The 17356-nt window shown below is 42.8% G+C and carries 11 protein-coding genes and 1 tRNA gene; 7 read left to right on the forward strand and 5 right to left on the reverse strand.

Annotation, left to right across the window (positions count from 1 at the left end):
• Positions 1-6 precede the first annotated feature (6 nt).
• On the reverse strand, positions 7-1104 hold the full coding sequence (locus tag GYX91_RS08520) for a porin (protein ID WP_174830602.1): 1098 nt from the start codon (positions 1102-1104) through the stop codon (positions 7-9).
• Between the two features lie 518 nt (positions 1105-1622).
• Positions 1623-4382 carry an Rne/Rng family ribonuclease gene (locus tag GYX91_RS08525; RefSeq protein ID WP_174830603.1) on the reverse strand — a complete coding sequence of 920 codons (2760 nt, stop codon included), beginning with the start codon at positions 4380-4382 and terminating at the stop codon, positions 1623-1625.
• A gap of 565 nt (positions 4383-4947) precedes the next feature.
• Between GYX91_RS08525 and GYX91_RS08530 the strand changes: the two genes are divergently transcribed.
• On the forward strand, positions 4948-5943 hold the full coding sequence (locus GYX91_RS08530) for an RluA family pseudouridine synthase (RefSeq protein WP_174830604.1): 996 nt from the start codon (positions 4948-4950) through the stop codon (positions 5941-5943).
• Positions 5944-5975: 32 nt separating this feature from the next.
• Here GYX91_RS08530 and galU read toward each other — a convergent pair whose 3' ends face one another.
• Together galU and GYX91_RS08540 are read right to left on the reverse strand one after the other, a co-directional pair.
• The gene (gene galU / locus GYX91_RS08535) at positions 5976-6857 is read right to left on the reverse strand and encodes a UTP--glucose-1-phosphate uridylyltransferase GalU (protein ID WP_174830605.1); all 882 of its coding nucleotides are present in this window, start codon (positions 6855-6857) and stop codon (positions 5976-5978) included.
• 169 nt (positions 6858-7026) lie between these two features.
• Positions 7027-8676, reverse strand: a complete 1650-nt coding sequence (locus GYX91_RS08540) for a dihydroxyacetone kinase subunit DhaK (RefSeq protein WP_174830606.1) — start codon at positions 8674-8676, stop codon at positions 7027-7029.
• Positions 8677-9123: 447 nt separating this feature from the next.
• On the opposite strand from GYX91_RS08540, the gene sppA reads away from it, so the two are divergent.
• The 4 genes from sppA to cysE all read left to right on the forward strand — a co-directional run bounded on the left by sppA (position 9124) and on the right by cysE (position 13951).
• Complete coding sequence (sppA, locus tag GYX91_RS08545) at positions 9124-10083, forward strand: signal peptide peptidase SppA (protein WP_174830607.1); 960 nt, start codon at positions 9124-9126, stop codon at positions 10081-10083.
• A 259-nt stretch (positions 10084-10342) separates the two neighbouring features.
• Entirely contained in the window at positions 10343-11413 is a 1071-nt protein-coding gene (locus GYX91_RS08550; protein ID WP_174830608.1) for a quinone-dependent dihydroorotate dehydrogenase, read from the forward strand.
• Between the two features lie 217 nt (positions 11414-11630).
• Positions 11631-13127 carry a ribonuclease G gene (gene rng, locus GYX91_RS08555; protein WP_078475358.1) on the forward strand — a complete coding sequence of 499 codons (1497 nt, stop codon included), beginning with the start codon at positions 11631-11633 and terminating at the stop codon, positions 13125-13127.
• A 29-nt stretch (positions 13128-13156) separates the two neighbouring features.
• Complete coding sequence (gene cysE, locus GYX91_RS08560) at positions 13157-13951, forward strand: serine O-acetyltransferase (RefSeq protein ID WP_078475359.1); 795 nt, start codon at positions 13157-13159, stop codon at positions 13949-13951.
• A 230-nt stretch (positions 13952-14181) separates the two neighbouring features.
• Here the strand turns inward: cysE and GYX91_RS08565 are convergent.
• A tRNA-Met gene (locus GYX91_RS08565) sits at positions 14182-14258 on the reverse strand.
• A gap of 262 nt (positions 14259-14520) precedes the next feature.
• Here GYX91_RS08565 and ychF point away from each other — a divergent pair.
• On the forward strand, positions 14521-15612 hold the full coding sequence (gene ychF, locus GYX91_RS08570) for a redox-regulated ATPase YchF (RefSeq protein WP_110414560.1): 1092 nt from the start codon (positions 14521-14523) through the stop codon (positions 15610-15612).
• Between the two features lie 451 nt (positions 15613-16063).
• Positions 16064-17329, forward strand: coding sequence for a tyrosine--tRNA ligase (gene tyrS / locus GYX91_RS08575; protein WP_084551773.1), 1266 nt, complete (start codon positions 16064-16066; stop codon positions 17327-17329).
• Positions 17330-17356: the final 27 nt, after the last annotated feature.

A 17356-nucleotide genomic window follows, 5' to 3' on the forward strand; every position in this document is an offset into this window, starting at 1 on the left:
CACTAATTAGAATGTGTGTTTCAGACCAACGCCGACAGCGGTAGTTTTGTCTTTACCAAGACCTTCGCCGTTACCTTCACGCAACCAGCCTGCCTGTACATTAGCAGTGGTACGTTTAGAGAAGTCATAATCAGCACCTAACACAACCTGATCGTATTTGGTGTTTTTCTCTTTGTCACCGTTAATTTTTACATCCCAGCCATGAGCATAGGAAATTTTCGGGAAAATATTACCAAAGTGATAACCAACAGTCAGAGCTGCTTCCTGTCCCTGGTTGTCCCAAGTTAAATTGTGGTCACCAATGCTACCAACACTTGCTTCTTTTAAACCTCTGTAGTATGAAGTAGTGTTTTTAGTGTACTGATATCCAACACCTACAAACCAATTATTGGCATCATAACCACCTTCAACACGGTGTACCTGACCATCTTTCAGATCTGTTGTCAGATCATCATCAACTTTAACAGCAGAATTTTTCAGGTAGTCAAAACCGTATTTAGCAAACCAGCCAGAATTTTGGTAGTTCAAACCAAGGCTGTATTTCTCACCGGTACCGATACCAGCTGCGTACTCAGCAGGACGATCACCACCGTTTACGTTATCACGCGGAGAGTACAATAAGTTGAAGCTGAAACCAGCCCATTCCGGAGAATCGTAAGCAATACCTACATAACGGGCATCAGTACGGGTGAATTTACCCAGACCCAATGCTTCATTGTTGTATTCCCATGCATCAACGATGTCCATATTAGCATTCATCTGATTGCTGATACGACCAGCGCGAACAGTACCGTATTTAGTTGCCAGACCTAAGAAAGAGTCACGGTTAGCCCAGCCATCAGATCCGCCATTGCTATTACCCAAATGAATGCGGGATTCAACCTGCCAGATAGCTTTCAGACCGTTACCCAGGTCTTCAGAACCTTTGAAACCGATACGTGAACCGTAGTCACCAATACCATTCTGGTACGGACCGCGGGTTTCGCCACTGGTTTTAGTAGAAGAAACTTCATAGCCTGCTTTCATTTGGCCATACAAAACAACCTCAGCCATAGCGGCAACCGGCAAAGTGGTCAAAGCCAAAGCAATCAGGGTTTTTTTCATTGCTGTATTCCTTTTCTATGTCGAAAAAACAAACTTCAAAAACCTAATGAAGAGCTTTTAAAGTTTTGCATTAATCGCCGCATTAGCGATTTCATGGCTGTCAATATAATGCTTTAGTTGCAAAAAAACAAATTCATTTGCAAACACACAACACTTTTGACCAATCCTGCTGCGGCAAATAATAGGTAGATAACAATATTTTCAATTAAATTCAATGAATTATATAAAAAATAATCCATTAAAATAAAATATTTTCAGTTTTTAAAAGTGTTGCACTTTTTCAACACAATAACTGAATTAAATAATCAGTCTGAGCAGCTATTGTATCAGAGGTAACTCATTGTCACCTGTGCAAAATACATTCCAATAGCTGCTTAATTGGTTACCAGTATTGTACAAATTAATAAGTAATTTATAAATATCATTCTTAATTCAGCATGATATTTTCTCAGAAGCGCTGATGGTATTCATACAAACGAAATACTAATCATTTAGCTACCAAAAGCGCGCACATCTGTCTATGCTCTGGTTTCAACCTGCTCCAAGGCTGTCGGAGTCACAGCAGCATCCGTCTTGCTAAGCATAATATCTTTACGCCGCAGTTTAGACTGCACCGGAACCGGCTCTGCATCATTACCGGTTAAAACTGCCTTATCCGCACTGGTCTCAACCAGTATCAGCCCGCCTTGTTCTGCAATACGGCACAAACTGATATCTGCATCTGTGCTGGTAATCATTATTTCAGGCTCAGTTGTAATTGCCTTTTGAGTCTGAATAATAGTTTCAGTACCAGCAATATCTGCTTTATCAACAACAGATAATTGCTGCTCAGTTTCTAACTGCGCCAGCACATGTGTAATAGCCAGCTTTGCCTGTGCGACTGCATTTTGCACGATTACATCATGAGTTTCACTCAACGTATTCGTTTGCGCTGAATAAATACTAATACGATTAATATCTTTTTCAGGATTGAGTACATGCTCAGTAGTTAGCTGTATTTGTGCAGTAATAGCGGCAATATCAATATTTCGACTTATTTTTCTGGCAGAAACAATGTAATTGCGTTTTTTCTTACCATTCTGTCGACGACTATTTTTATCATGCCGTGCTTTATGCCGTTCACTTTTCGATCCGGTATCTGTCAGAGTAATAATCAGAGGATCTCCGGCCTGAGCTTCATTTACCGGATTAATTATATTAGCCTGTTGCACAGGCATTTCATTTTTGCCTGATGTCCGCTGACGACGTCTGCGCGAGGTATTCTGCTCCTGTTTAAAAGTATTTTGTTCCTGAACTGAATCAGCTACTGTATCAGCCTGTACCGTTGCATATCTGTCAGCACGCTTTTCTTCACGCCGGTTACGATTCTCATTGGCTGACCGGTTAGTTATTGCCGGATCAGTTGATACTTTATTGTCATTGGTACTATTACCTTTGGAGGCTGAATCAGTATTTTTAGCCAGCCGGCCGGCACGTGCCTGACGGCGTTCTTGTGTCTGGGATTTCTGATTTTTTTTCTGATGCGTGGTTTTGACAGTTTTTTCTGCTACCGTACGATCTGATGCAGCAGATTCAACCGCTTTTCCACCCAGCAGATTACCCAGCCAGCCAGTCAGTTTTTTCCACATACCTGCTGATTCAGTTTTACCTGCAGCGGTCTTCTCAATAAGCGGAGCAGGCTGAGTATGATGAATTCCTTTAACAGCCGCCTCTGGCTTAACCGGTTTATTCTGACCAATAGAAAAAGGCAGTTCGCCTGTATTTTCCGGTTCCTGTACCTGATGGTAGCTGGGAACGGTATTTTCTTCGACATTATCAGTACGTACACGGGTCACGCTGTAATGCGGATTTTCCAGATGAATATTCGGAATCAGCAATACACATACATCAAGGCGTTCTTCCAGACCAAACAGTTCAGCACGTTTTTCATTCAGCAGAAAAGTAGCCACATCTACCGGTACCTGTACCCGTACTTCGGCAGTGTTATCCTTCATTGACTCTTCCTGAATGATGCGCAGGATATGTAATGCAGTTGATTCAATACTGCGGATAAAGCCAGTGCCGGCACAGCGCGGACAGATGGTATGACTGCTTTCTCCCAATGATGGTTTCAGGCGCTGTCTGGATAATTCCATTAAACCAAAGCGGGACAATTTAGCCATTTGTACCCGGGCACGGTCTTTTTTCAGCGCTTCACGCAGGGTAATTTCTACATCACGCTGATTTTTACTGTTCTCCATATCAATGAAGTCAATAACTACCAGTCCGCCCAGGTCACGCACACGCATCTGCCGTGCAACCTCTTCAGCAGCCTCCATATTGGTTTTGAAAGCGGTATCTTCAATATCCGCACCACGGGTTGCTCTGGCAGAGTTAACATCTATGGATACCAATGCTTCGGTGTGGTCGATAACTATAGCACCACCGGATGGCAAAGCAACTTCACGCGAAAACGCAGACTCAATCTGCTGCTCTATCTGAAAACGGGAAAACAGCGGAATATGATCAGTATAATGCCGCAACCGGTTAATATAGGCGGGCATCACATAAGACATAAACTCACGAATCTGATCATACACTTCCTGAGAGTCAATCAGGATTTCCCCGATATCCGGCTGGAAATAATCGCGAATGGCACGAATAAGTAAGGAACTTTCCATAAACAACAGGTAAGGCTCACTATGCTGCTGCGCCGCCTGCTCAATTGCCCGCCACAATTGAATCAGATAATTAAGATCCCACTGTAATTCTTCGGTACTGCGACCAATACCGGCTGTACGTGCAATCAGGCTCATTCCGCGCGGTGTATCAAGCTCACTCATTGCCTGCTTGAGCTCCTGCCGGTCTTCTCCTTCAATACGACGGGAAACACCGCCGCCACGCGGATTGTTCGGCATCAGTACCAGATAGCGTCCGGCCAGACTGATAAAAGTGGTCAGAGCTGCGCCTTTATTACCGCGCTCATCTTTTTCCACTTGTACAATGACTTCTATACCTTCTGAAAGTACATCCTGAATCCGGACACGGCCACCTTCATAATTCTGAAAATAGCTGCGTGAGATTTCTTTAAATGGTAAGAAACCATGACGGTCTGTGCCATAGTCTACAAAACATGCTTCCAGAGAAGGTTCGATACGGGTGATGACACCTTTATAGATATTGCCTTTACGCTGTTCTTTCCCCAGCGTTTCGATGTCAAGGTCAAGCAGACTTTGCCCATCCACAATAGCCACACGCAGCTCTTCTGCCTGTGTAGCATTGAATAACATTCGTTTCATGAAAACCTCGTTGTGTGCACTGACGAGGCGTTGTAATTAGTATTTGACACCCATAGCCTTGCCCGATTAAATCATTCGCGGCAAACTAAACAGGCTTTCATCATAAAGAAGGTGTAAAGATCATATCCGCCATTCAGCATCATAATTCCTGCTAAACAGGGTGTGTCCGGTATCCGATCAGTATGGATTGGACACTTAACTGGGGTAGCCATTCTTCTGTTATTCTGTCAGGTGCTCGGGCACATTAGCGGCTGCGTTTTCAGGTTTTGTCCTGCCTGATCACGTCTGAAGCCGTGGCTTGCCACCTGATGGAGTCAAACTTAATCACTAACCCTTGCTGCTGACGGCTGGTCAGCAACACGGGGAAATACGCCTGCAACAGTGCGTTTTTCCGGTAAATACGTTAACATTTCATTATTTACAGCCAAATTGCGCTTTCAGGCACTTTTTCAGCTTCGGGCAAAATGCGGCCATTTTTGGTTCAGTTCAGTCTGCCAACACGATATTTGGTCATGACCACTGATGACTTTTATTTATTTATAAAAGCTTACGGATTATAAGCAATATGACGGTTTTAAGCAAAGATTCAGTGCAGTTTTTATCTGTCTGTGCAGAAAGTGCCGGTCAGAGACTGGATAATTATTTAATACGGGAATTAAAGGGAGTACCGAAAAGTCATATTCAGCGCATTATTCGTAGCGGGGAAGTCCGGCTGAACAAAAAACGCTGCAAAGGAACAGACCGGATTCAAACCAATGATGAGATCCGCTTACCCCCTATTCGCATTGCGGCCAGACACGCATCCGCAACAACTTTGGCTATTCCTGCTCAGGAATTTACGGTTGTGTATGAAGATGATGTATTACTTGTGATTAACAAACCAGCCGGTATTGCTGTACATGGCGGCAGTGGTATTAGTTTTGGTGTTATTGAGCAGCTGCGCCGCGCCCGCCCTGAATCCCGTTATCTGGAGCTAGTTCACCGGCTGGATAAAGATACTAGCGGCTTGTTGATGATAGCCAAAAAACGCAGTGCTTTGGTCAAACTGCATGAATCAATCCGCCAGAATCATCCGCATAAAGTGTACCTAGCCCTGGCCATTGGCAACTGGCCGGAAAATATAGGGCAAATTAAACTTCCACTGCTGAAATATATCGGCGCACAAGGGGAAAAAATGGTACGTATCGCCGGCAATACCCAGGAAGGACAACGGGCACATACGCAGTTCCGGATACTGCAACGTTATGCAGGCGAGCAATTACACCATATAGGTATCAGAGCATTAACACTTATGGAAGCAACACTTAAAACAGGTCGCACCCATCAGATACGTGTCCATATGCAATCACAGTTATGCCCTATTGCCGGAGATGAGCGTTATGGTGATTATCAGATAAATAAGCGCCTGCAAAAAGCCGGGCTGAAAAGAATGTTTTTACATGCTTCTGAATTAACGCTGACTCATCCGGTTAGTGGCGATATTTTACAGCTTACCGCTCCTTTACCGGATGATCTGCAACTATTCCTGAATCATTTGCCAAAAACATCTAGCAAAATGTAAACGATGTTTATATCTATCTGTATCTGCCTGTATCAAAATGCTTGCTGCTGCAGCCATTGCCTGAGTGCGGTACCACATTGATTGTGACGCAGACTATATTCAATGAAAGTTTTCATATAGCCAAGTTTGTTACCGCAATCATGTGAATAACCCTGAATCACAAAAGCATCCACAGCTTCCTGCTGCATCAGGGCTGCGATAGCATCAGTAAGCTGAATCTCGCCTCCTGCACCGGGCAGTGTTTTTTCCAGCTTAGACCAGATACCGGCTGAAAGTACATAACGGCCAACCACAGCCAGATCAGACGGAGCCTGTTCTGTTGAAGGTTTTTCGACAATGGCACTCATCCTGATGCTGTTTCCGGAATCAGCCTGCTGACCATTACAATCAACAATGCCGTATTTATTGACCTCACTCATCGGTACACGTTCAACCATAATCTGGCTGCGCTGTGTAGTCTGGAACTGTTTTAGCATTGCAGCCAGATTATCTGTAGCCAGATTACAGGCTTTTTCATCTATCAGCACATCTGGCAGTAAAACAGCAAATGGTTCATCACCAATAACAGAACGAGCACACAGCATTGCATGACCCAAACCTTTGGCTTCACTTTGACGGACTTGTATTATTTGCATTCCACGAGGTAATACGTTTCGGATTTCATCCAATAAAGCCGTTTTACCTTTGTTCTGCAACTGTGTTTCCAGCTCAAATGCTGTATCAAAGTGGTTTTCAATTGCCGCTTTAAATGCATGGTTAACCAGAACAATTTCATTAATTCCTGCAGCAGCACATTCCTGAACGATATATTGAATTAATGGTTTATCGGCCACAGTCAGCATTTCTTTTGGAATAGCTTTTGTGGCTGGTAACATACGTGTACCTAATCCTGCTACAGGAATTACTGCTTTCATCTAATTCTATCCTATTAAAATAGTATAAATATATTATTTAAAATAATATTATTTTAAAACAAAAAATTACTAGCTTAATTTAACATAAAATATGTCATAGATATTACCCGTTTATTATTCAGAATCAAAATTAATTTATGAGTAATATCTAAACACTTTAACTTTCATCTTACAGCTTAATCTGTAACTTACCCAGTGCAGTAAACACCTCAGCTACTGCCACTGCCCCCGGATCAGGCACTCCGGCGAGATTTTGCTGATTAACGTAAGATGAACGCCCTGCTCCGGCTTTATGCATCCCAGCAGTTTTTTCTGTTCCCTCTCTGGCTGCCTGTATGGCGGCAGAAAAATTCCGGTTCTGCCATACATCTAACGCCGGTTGTAATGCGTCAATCAGAGTTCGGTCACCTATATCTGCACCACCATAATGTTTCATTTGTGCCAGCCCGTTTAATAATGCATCTACGAGCGTACCGCCTGTCTGTAATTTCTGACCGGCTGCGGTGAAAAAAATCGACATCAATACTCCGCTTGAACCACCCATAACAACAGACAGTCGCTCGCCAATGCACAACAACAGTTGAGGCAAATCATTTAACGGTAGGTGTTTTTGTGCCAGCTGCGAAGCAATAGCATGAGCAGCATGAGCAAATGTACTTCCAGTATCGCCATCACCTACTTTTGCATCCAGAGCATTAAGCTGATTTTCCATTCGAATCAAAGTATCAGTAATGACATTGATATATTCTGCTATCCGGGCATTTTCGGATGGAATATAAACTGACTGTTTATATTCAGTTTCACATACTATGGTTTTTAGTGGCTGTAAAACTACGGGTTTCTGCCATCCCTGTGTTTCTACGGGCGCATTAAGTGCCTTACTAAAGTAATCGTTCAGCTTAAGCAAGGAAAGTGAAAAACCTTTCATATCCAAGGAAGTTACCAGTGATGCAGGACCAATCAGTAAATCTGTCTGTTTACTAATAGCTGAATGCGCTAACTCACGTGTCAGTACGGCCATTTCTAGCGCAGACACACCGCCCAGATTATTAATTAAAACAGCAAAACGGCCTGCCCCAGCTGACTTCGATAATGCCCGAACCAGTGTATCAATCAATATTTTGCTATTGTGCGTATCCTCTACAGAAGCACCCGGTTCGCCATGAATACCCAGACCAAGTTCGACCTGTCCGGCTTTAATTCGTCTTTCTTCTGTATAGTCCGGTAAATTACAGGTTTGCATGGCTACACCTAAGCTATACAGATTGTCACAGGTTTGCTGTGCTATCTCGCGTACCTGAGATAAGGATTTACCTTCCTCTGCCGCATAACCTGCTATCTTATGCACCAGTACTGTACCGGCAATACCGCGGGGTTGTCTGTTTTCCGGCAGAGAAATATCATCTGCAACAATAACCATCTCCACATTTATCCCATGACTTTTAGCCTTTTCCGCCGCCAGTCCGAAATTCAGCCGGTCTCCGGTATAATTTTTGACGATTAACAAACAACCTTGTTCTCCCGTTACCGCCATAATTGCGCTAAATACCGCATCGACGCTGGGCGAAGCAAATAAATCTCCGCACACTGCTGCAGTTAACATACCTTTGCCAACAAAACCGGCATGTGCGGGCTCATGACCGGAACCACCGCCGGAAATAACTGCTACTTTGCTTTTATCCCAGTCATTACGCATCACTACCCGAATTGCCGGGTCCGTATCCAACCTGACAAGGTTACCTTCAGGTGCGGAAATAATTAAACCCTCAATCGCTTCATTAACCAGTTGTTTACGGTCGTTAAAAAAGAATCTGGACATGATTTTCCAAGTTTTAATTACAAAATGACAAACATGAATGATGCTGAATACAGACTAAGCACATTAAACGGACTAATCGATTTCATCCTTCGAATATACAGATATCAGTACCAACAGACTCAGCTTCAGTTTCGATACAATGTTTAAATTTATCTATAAAATACAGTACCGGATGTAGTACAACAACTTCCTTTATTCTATTGTTTCAGCTTATTAACTATCGTCTAATTTAACTTGCTCCGGCTAATAGCTGCGCTATTATAATTTAGACGCTCATACAGATAAAGCTTGACCCGAATTCTTAAACAATAAGAACATAGACAAATATTAATTCAGATATAATTAGATTCCGGCTTAATTTCAGTTATAAACCACTTTACAGAATCAACAACAGAGCTGACAGAAGCAGAATGGCCGGATACATACTAACAGCAGAGAATAAAGCAAATGACAATCAAAATTAATGGATCAGGGTCGACAAATGGCAATCCTGAAAAAAATAGCAGCTGGGAACGCAATATGCTGGAGAAGCTGTTACTTGAAGTATACCGCGAACAACGGCGCAATCGAATCTGGCGCTGGGTCTGGCGATTACTCTGGCTGTGCATTATTATTTTTATCATTACAGCAGCGATGGGAAGTTCAATACCCAATAGCCCGCACACAGCGGTCATTGATCTGAGTGGTGTGATCAGCAGCGAGAATAATCAGGCAGAATTATTACGTAAAAGCCTTAAAACAGCCTATAAGAATAAAAATGTTAAAGGCATTATCATTCGTGCCAACAGCCCGGGCGGTTCACCGGTCATTTCCAGTATTGCCTATGAAGAAATCCGACATCTGAAAGCAAAACATCCGAAGATACCTTTATATGTTGTAACTGAGGATATGTGCGCCTCCGGTTGTTATTATATTGCCAGTGCCGCAGATAAAATTTATGCAGATCCGTCCAGCCTTGTCGGCAGTATCGGTGTTATTGGCAGCAGTTTTGATTTTACAGGTCTGATTGACAAACTTGGAATTAAACGCCGGGTAAAAATAGCCGGCAACAATAAAGATATGGGCGATCCATTTGTGCCGGAAACCCCGGAACAGGCGGAAATCTGGCAACAAATGCTAAGCAGTATTCATAAGCAATTCATTCAGGCGGTGCAGCAGGGGCGTGGTGACCGGTTAAAAGTTGCTGATAATCCGGACATATTCAGCGGTCGTGCTTATACCGGTGAAGAAGCTAAAGCAGTCGGACTAGTAGATGATTTTGGCAATATTTACACAGTTGCCCGCGATGTTATTGAAGCTCCGGAACTGGTAGATTACACTGCTGAAACCAGCTGGAAACGCTTCGGACGAAGCATAGGCAGCACATTACAGCAGAATTTTCAGGGTATGGCTGACAAACCATGGTGATATCCGGCTATAACCGCAATAATGAACAGATATTCTGATTATTATGCCCGTTTATGCTTTCTGCTCTAAATTACAGAACCATAAACGGGTATATTGTTATATATCATCAGATGAAGAGGCTATTGTTATAAAACATAAAATATTTATCGGCAGCAACTAAATAATTTATTCACCTACACATACCGAATTTGATTATTTTCCACCCGAATTGATAGTGTTGTTGGTTATAATATTTCTTCCTTTTTCAATCATCAATATCATGTATCCTATTATTAAACCATTGCTATTCAGACTGGATCCTGAAAAAGCCCATTACCTGACATTAAAATCGCTGCAATGGTTACATCGTTATCATTGTGGTTTTTTACTGGGATGCAAACCAAGCTTCTCATTCATGCAGAAAAATACCAATGGTATTTTTCCTAAAAACAATATTAACAATACCACAACACTGATGGGACTAACGCTCCCCAATCCTGTAGGACTGGCTGCCGGTCTGGATAAAAATGGTGAATATATTGATGCACTTGCTATGCTGGGATTTGGTTTTATAGAAGTAGGCACTGTGACACCACTACCTCAGGCAGGCAATCCTAAGCCGCGGTTATTCAGATTACCAAAGCAACAGGCAATTATTAATCGTATGGGCTTTAACAATTATGGTATTGATACTTTAATCAATAATATTGCAAATAGCAGGTATCGCGGTATATTGGGGATTAATATTGGCAAAAATGCTGCCACACCGATTGAAAAAGCAGTGGATGATTATCTGATTTGTCTGGAAAAAGCCTATCCGCATGCCAGTTATGTGACTGTTAATATTTCTTCACCCAACACACGTGATTTACGCAGTCTGCAAAGTGCCGGAGAGCTGGACAGATTATTAAACCACCTGAAAAACCGTCAGGCTCAGCTGGCTACTCAGCAAAGCCGCTATGTGCCTATTGCCATCAAAATTGCTCCCGATCTGGATGAAGAGCAAATTGAAGCCATTGCAGAGGTTGCATTGAATACTCAAATAGACGGAATTATTGCCACCAATACTACTATAGACAAAACTGCTTTGGATACGCATAAATTTGCTCAGGAAACTGGCGGGTTGTCTGGTCATCCCGTACAGACACAGAGTAATTACGTTCTGAATCAGTTATCTGCACACATTAATTCGCAAATTCCGCTTATCGGTGTAGGTGGCATTACGACTGGCACAGATGCAGCAGAAAAAATCCGTCTTGGTGCCTCCGCCATCCAGTTGTATTCAGGTCTGATTTTTCGAGGTCCCCGGTTAGTTGCCGAATGTATCAAGAGCTGCTCACAGTTAAAATAATGTATCCGCTATTACAGTAAATACTACAAATTTAAGTTTTATATTTATTTGCAGACTACTTTGCCAGACAACTGTATGCAACTGCGTTTGGCAGGAAACTCTTGGCTGCGCTATGATGTCAATCGCACTATATAAACAGACCAGATTACTTTGTACAGTTTTTATCTGTACAGATGGAGACTGCACAAAGTGATTTGATTAAATTGAAAGCTCCATCATGCATAACAGCGACATATCGCTGCCGAAGGATATTCAGCGGCCGGCTGAAACGGTACTGGTAAATATTACTCCGCAAGAAACCAGAGTAGCCGTAATGGAAGAAAATACGTTGTGTGAAATCCATATTGAACGTAATTGCGGCCATGGTCTGGTAGGCAATATTTATCTGGGTGTGGTGCGCCGTGTATTACCCGGTATGCAAAGCGCCTTTATTGATATCGGACTGGAACGTGCTGCTTTTCTGCATATTGTTGATGTACTCGAGCAGCGTCAGCAACCAGAACAGATTCAGCGTATTGAACACACGCTGCGTGAAGGACAATCAATTGTTGTACAGGTCATCAAAGACCCGATTAATACTAAAGGCGCACGTCTGTCTACCCAGATATCACTGGCTGGCCGTTTTCTCGTATATCTGCCTCAGGATGAGCATATCGGCATCTCACAACGTATTGAAGACGAAGAGGAACGCAACCAGTTACGTGAACGGCTGGAAAATCTGTTACCGGCGGATGCTGCCCATGGTTATATTATCCGTACCAGTGCCGAAAATGCGACTGATGCAGAATTGCAGGCTGATATCAATTATCTGACCAAGCGATGGCAGCATATTCAGCAACTATCAAAAACCTGCCCGCCTGAAACATTACTGTATCAGGATTTACCCCTGAGTTTACGTGTATTGCGTGATATGTACAGTGACAATATCAATCACATTATTGTGGATTCAACCAGCCATTATCAACGCATGCACGAATTTGCCACGAATTATTCTCAGGGTGCACTGGATAAATTGCAATTATTTAAGGATGATTGTCCGTTATTTGAAAAATACAATATCGAAGCCAAAATTAACCGCTCTCTGCAACCACGGGTGAATCTGGATTTTGGCGGCTATATTATTATTGAGCCGACAGAAGCTATGACTACCATTGATGTAAATACCGGTGGTTTTGTCGGTGCACGCAATTTTGAAGAAACTATCTTTAAAACCAATCTGGAAGCTTGCCATGTGATTGCACGTGAACTGCGTTTACGCAATCTGGGGGGAATTATCATTATTGATTTTATCGATATGACCAACGAAGCACACCAGCAGGAAATTCTGACCGAGCTTGCTCAAGCGCTGGCCTACGACCGTACCCGCGTTACACTTAACGGTTTTACCAGTTTAGGTCTGGTAGAGCTAACACGCAAACGTACCCGGGAAAATCTGACCCAGATACTGTGTGAACCCTGCCCTGTCTGTCAGGGGCGCGGTCGCATCAAAACAGCACAAACTATGTGCTATGAAATTTTGCGTGAAATAGTGTGCGAATCACGTCGTCCTGATCTTAAGCAATTGCGTATACTGGCCTCTCCCAGCGTCATAGATTTGTTTCTGGATGAAGAAGCCGATTCTCTGAAAATGCTAAGTGATTTTATTGGCAAGCCGATTGCTCTGGCAGTAGAAACCACTTACACTCAGGAACAATATGATATTGTGATTCAATAAATTTAATCTGCAAACGAGAAATTAAACATATGAATTTACCTGATGCTACTCAGGCTGAAAACCTGTGGCAAACCATTCGTCATGAAACTGAAATAGCAGCCAGCAATGAACCTATACTGGCCAGCTTTCTGCACTTGAGCGTATTACGTCATAAAAATTTTGCCCGCATGCTGGCCTTCCATCTATCTACCAAAATGTCCAGTGCTGTAATGGATGCGCGGGCATTATTCGAGATTTATCTGGAAGCCTTACATCAGGACACTTCTATTATTCATGCAGCCCTGGCAGATATTGTTGCCTATTATGAACGCGATCCTGCCTGTGAAACCTATAGTCTACCATTATTGTATTACAAAGGTTTTCACGCTATACAGACCCATCGCATTAACCACTGGCTCTGGCAACAGAATCGCCATACTCTGGCTTATTTTTTGCAAAATCGTGCTTCCGAAGTATTAGGAGTTGATATTCATCCTGCTGCTTCAATGGGCTATGGAATTATGATTGACCATGGTACGGGTGTGGTGATTGGCGAAACAGCGGTGCTGGGTAATAATATTTCGCTGTTACATGGTGTTACTCTGGGTGGGTCCGGTAAACAGAGCGGTGACAGGCATCCGAAAATCAGTGACGGCGTCATGATCGGAGCCAATGCCTCTGTACTAGGCAATATTCGTGTACATACCTGCGCCAAAGTAGGTGCCGGCAGTGTCGTAGTTAATGATGTTCCGGAATATTCGACAGTAGTAGGCGTACCTGCGCGCGTTATCAGCAAAACAGATAATCATGAAAGTCCTGCTCAGGAAATGGATCAAAGAATTTAATTTGAATAAGCAGAAGTACACAATAGTTAATGTTAACCAGAAAATTCAACATAAATCTGTATTTAAGATCACAGGCAGCAAAATCAACAGCTGCCTGTATTTTACAGTTTACCAATAAATCCGGAAAACATCTGCGCAGGAAACAGTCAGGACAATTAAATTATATGCTATATGTATAAAATAACATAGATAATAAAAAACGCAAACTCAACCAGAGCTTGCGATTTATTTGGTGGCGAATCAGGGATTCGAACCCCGGACACAAGGATTATGATTCCTCTGCTCTAACCGACTGAGCTAATTCGCCGTATCTCATTTCAAGAGAGTCGCAATTATACGATATTTTTCTGATTATGCAAGCACTCAAAAAGAAAAAATTATTATTTTATTGTTTTTATAAATCATTTTATATGACTTCAATTCATATAGTATTTATCTGGCGTTTAAAGAGCGATAAATGCGCATTTAAAGGAGAATAACACAGTGTTTTACCGGTTTGGCACAGGTATCTGCATGCTTTATGATACAATTCAGCCATTTTTAAATATCGCCTGTTTTCAAGGAATATCATGAGTTTGAAATGTGGCATTGTGGGTTTGCCCAATGTAGGCAAATCTACCCTGTTTAACGCCCTTACCCAGTCTGGTATTGAAGCTGCCAATTATCCTTTCTGTACTATTGAGCCTAATGTCGGTATTGTTGAAGTGCCGGATGATCGTATGGAAGAGTTGGCTAAAATCGTTAATCCCAAACGAACCCAGCCGGCCATCGTTGAATTTGTCGATATTGCCGGACTGGTAGCCGGAGCCAGTAAAGGCGAAGGTCTGGGTAATCAGTTTCTCGCCAATATCCGTGAAACTGATGCCATCGTAAACGTTGTGCGCTGCTTTGATGATGATAACATTGTGCATGTTTCCGGAAAGGTAGATCCGATTTCGGATATTGAAGTCATTGGTACCGAGTTGGCACTTGCAGATTTAGCCAGTGTAGAAAAAACCATCATACGCGAAAGCAAGAAAGCCAAATCCGGTGATAAAGAAGCACAAAAACTGGTGGCCATTCTGGAGCGCTTGCAACAACATCTGCTTGAAGGTAAACCCGTACGTTCGGCAGAACTGGATCAGGATGAGCTGGCACTGATTAAACCTTTATGTCTGCTTACTGTAAAACCGGCAATGTACGTAGCCAATGTAGCTGAAGATGGCTTTGATAACAACCCGCATCTGGAACGTCTGCAACAACTGGCGGCACAGGAAAATGCACCTGTTGTTGCACTATGTGCAGCAATGGAAAGCGAAATTGCCGATCTGGATGAGGCTGATAAAGCCGAATTTCTGCAAGAAATGGGTTTAAAAGAACCGGGTCTGAATCGACTGATTCGCGCCGGCTACGACTTACTCGGTTTGCAAACCTATTTTACTGCCGGCGTTCAGGAAGTCAGAGCATGGACCATCCATAAAGGCGATACTGCCCCTCAGGCTGCCGGTGTTATTCATACCGATTTTGAACGTGGTTTTATCCGTGCTCAGGTTATTGCTTACGAAGATTTCATTGCCTGCGGAGGTGAAGCCAAAGCTAAAGAGGCCGGTAAAATGCGTGCTGAAGGCAAGGAATACATCGTAAATGATGGTGATGTAATTCATTTCCTGTTTAACGTATAACCATTAATCTCTTTAAACCAGCTATATTCTTATCCAGAATATAGCTGGTTTATGCATTTCGGTTAATAATAAATTTATTTTTTAGCCTGACATATCGAACCCTCTCGGTTCGGTTATCTAAACCATCTGCCAGCAACTAATAAATATCAGCTTTGATATTGGTTATCCATATGATTTACCTATTATAAATATCACTGTGTCTATTTATAAACAGAAACTGATAAAGTATTTCCGACCATTACCAAACTAATGAATTATCAATTTATTACAACCACAAATGCAGCAATAAACAAATCGTGTAAAATAATGCATCATTATTAGGCGCTAAAACAGACTAATCAGCCAAAACCAGCAAAAATATGATATTTGCTATTATGTTTTTATGTGCAGTCTGAGCCAGACAAACTTAATTTTAGCTAATTTATTTAATTTGAAAGAACAAAATCCAATCATGACCAGCGTTGTTCACGACTTACAGCAACGAGGCCTGATAGCTCAAACCACTGATGCACAGGCTCTTGATACATTATTAAACGAAAAGAAAATTACTCTGTACTGTGGTTTCGACCCGACAGCCGACAGTCTGCATATCGGTCACCTGTTACCTATTCTGGTTTTACGCCGCTTTCAACTGGCCGGACATACACCAATCGCGCTGGTAGGAGGTGCCACTGGTATGATTGGTGATCCGAGCTTCAAGGCACAGGAACGTTCGCTCAACACTTTAGAAACCGTACAGGACTGGGTAGCCAAAATACGCGCGCAGCTACAACCATTCCTTAGCTTCAGTGGTGACAATGCCGCCATTATGGCAAATAATTTTGACTGGTTCGGCAGCATGAATTGTCTGGATTTTCTGCGCGATATCGGCAAACATTTTTCTGTAAATGCCATGCTGAACAAAGAGTCAGTAAAACAGCGTCTAAGCCGTGATGATGTAGGTATTTCATTTACCGAATTTGCCTATGCTCTGCTCCAAGGTTACGATTTTGCTGAACTGTATCGCCGCCACGGTGCCGTATTGCAAATCGGCGGTTCGGATCAGTGGGGTAATATCACCGGAGGGATTGACCTCTCCCGCCGGCTGCATCAGGCTACCGTTTATGGTTTGACACTACCACTGGTAACTAAAGCTGACGGAACTAAATTTGGTAAAACCGAAGGTGGTGCAGTCTGGCTGAGTGCAGAAAAAACCTCTCCTTACCAGTTCTATCAGTTCTGGTTAAAAGTTGCTGATGCGGATGTATATAAATTCCTCAAATATTTTACTTTCCTCAGTATGGCAGAGATAGAGGCCATTGAAGCCAGCGATCAGGCCAGTGGCAGTAAGCCACAGGCACAGCGCATTCTGGCAGAGGAAATGACCCGACTGATTCATGGTGAAGAAGCTCTGGCTGCAGCACAGCGTATTTCTGCCAGCCTGTTTGCCGAAGATCAGAGTGCACTTACTGAAAGCGATTTTCAGCAATTATCTCTGGATGGCTTACCTGCATTTCCAGTTACTGAATCCATCAATATCGTGCAGGCCTTAACTACTGCGTCACTGGCCAAATCCAATAATGAAGCACGCGGCTTTATCAGTCAGGGAGCAGTCATGGTTAACGGGCAAAAAATTGACAGTGCTGATTACGTATTCAGCAGCGATGACAAACGTTTCGGGCACTACACCATTTTGCGGCGCGGTAAACGCAACCATGCACTACTGGTATGGCAATAAATTTTCATATTTTGCAAATACATCACT

Origin of the sequence: Snodgrassella sp. ESL0304, assembly GCF_013344995.1 — a bacterium.
GTDB classification, from domain to species: domain Bacteria; phylum Pseudomonadota; class Gammaproteobacteria; order Burkholderiales; family Neisseriaceae; genus Snodgrassella; species Snodgrassella alvi.

Bases quoted from the DNA above. Each gene is read 5' to 3' on its own strand.
- GYX91_RS08520 (WP_174830602.1), bottom strand. From the start codon at position 1,104: ATGAAAAAAACCCTGATTGCTTTGGCTTTGACCACTTTGCCGGTTGCC.
- GYX91_RS08525 (WP_174830603.1), bottom strand. From the start codon at position 4,382: ATGAAACGAATGTTATTCAATGCTACACAGGCAGAAGAGCTGCGTGTG.
- GYX91_RS08530 (WP_174830604.1), top strand. From the start codon at position 4,948: ATGACGGTTTTAAGCAAAGATTCAGTGCAGTTTTTATCTGTCTGTGCA.
- galU (WP_174830605.1), bottom strand. From the start codon at position 6,857: ATGAAAGCAGTAATTCCTGTAGCAGGATTAGGTACACGTATGTTACCA.
- GYX91_RS08540 (WP_174830606.1), bottom strand. From the start codon at position 8,676: ATGTCCAGATTCTTTTTTAACGACCGTAAACAACTGGTTAATGAAGCG.
- sppA (WP_174830607.1), top strand. From the start codon at position 9,124: ATGACAATCAAAATTAATGGATCAGGGTCGACAAATGGCAATCCTGAA.
- GYX91_RS08550 (WP_174830608.1), top strand. From the start codon at position 10,343: ATGTATCCTATTATTAAACCATTGCTATTCAGACTGGATCCTGAAAAA.
- rng (WP_078475358.1), top strand. From the start codon at position 11,631: ATGCATAACAGCGACATATCGCTGCCGAAGGATATTCAGCGGCCGGCT.
- cysE (WP_078475359.1), top strand. From the start codon at position 13,157: ATGAATTTACCTGATGCTACTCAGGCTGAAAACCTGTGGCAAACCATT.
- ychF (WP_110414560.1), top strand. From the start codon at position 14,521: ATGAGTTTGAAATGTGGCATTGTGGGTTTGCCCAATGTAGGCAAATCT.
- tyrS (WP_084551773.1), top strand. From the start codon at position 16,064: ATGACCAGCGTTGTTCACGACTTACAGCAACGAGGCCTGATAGCTCAA.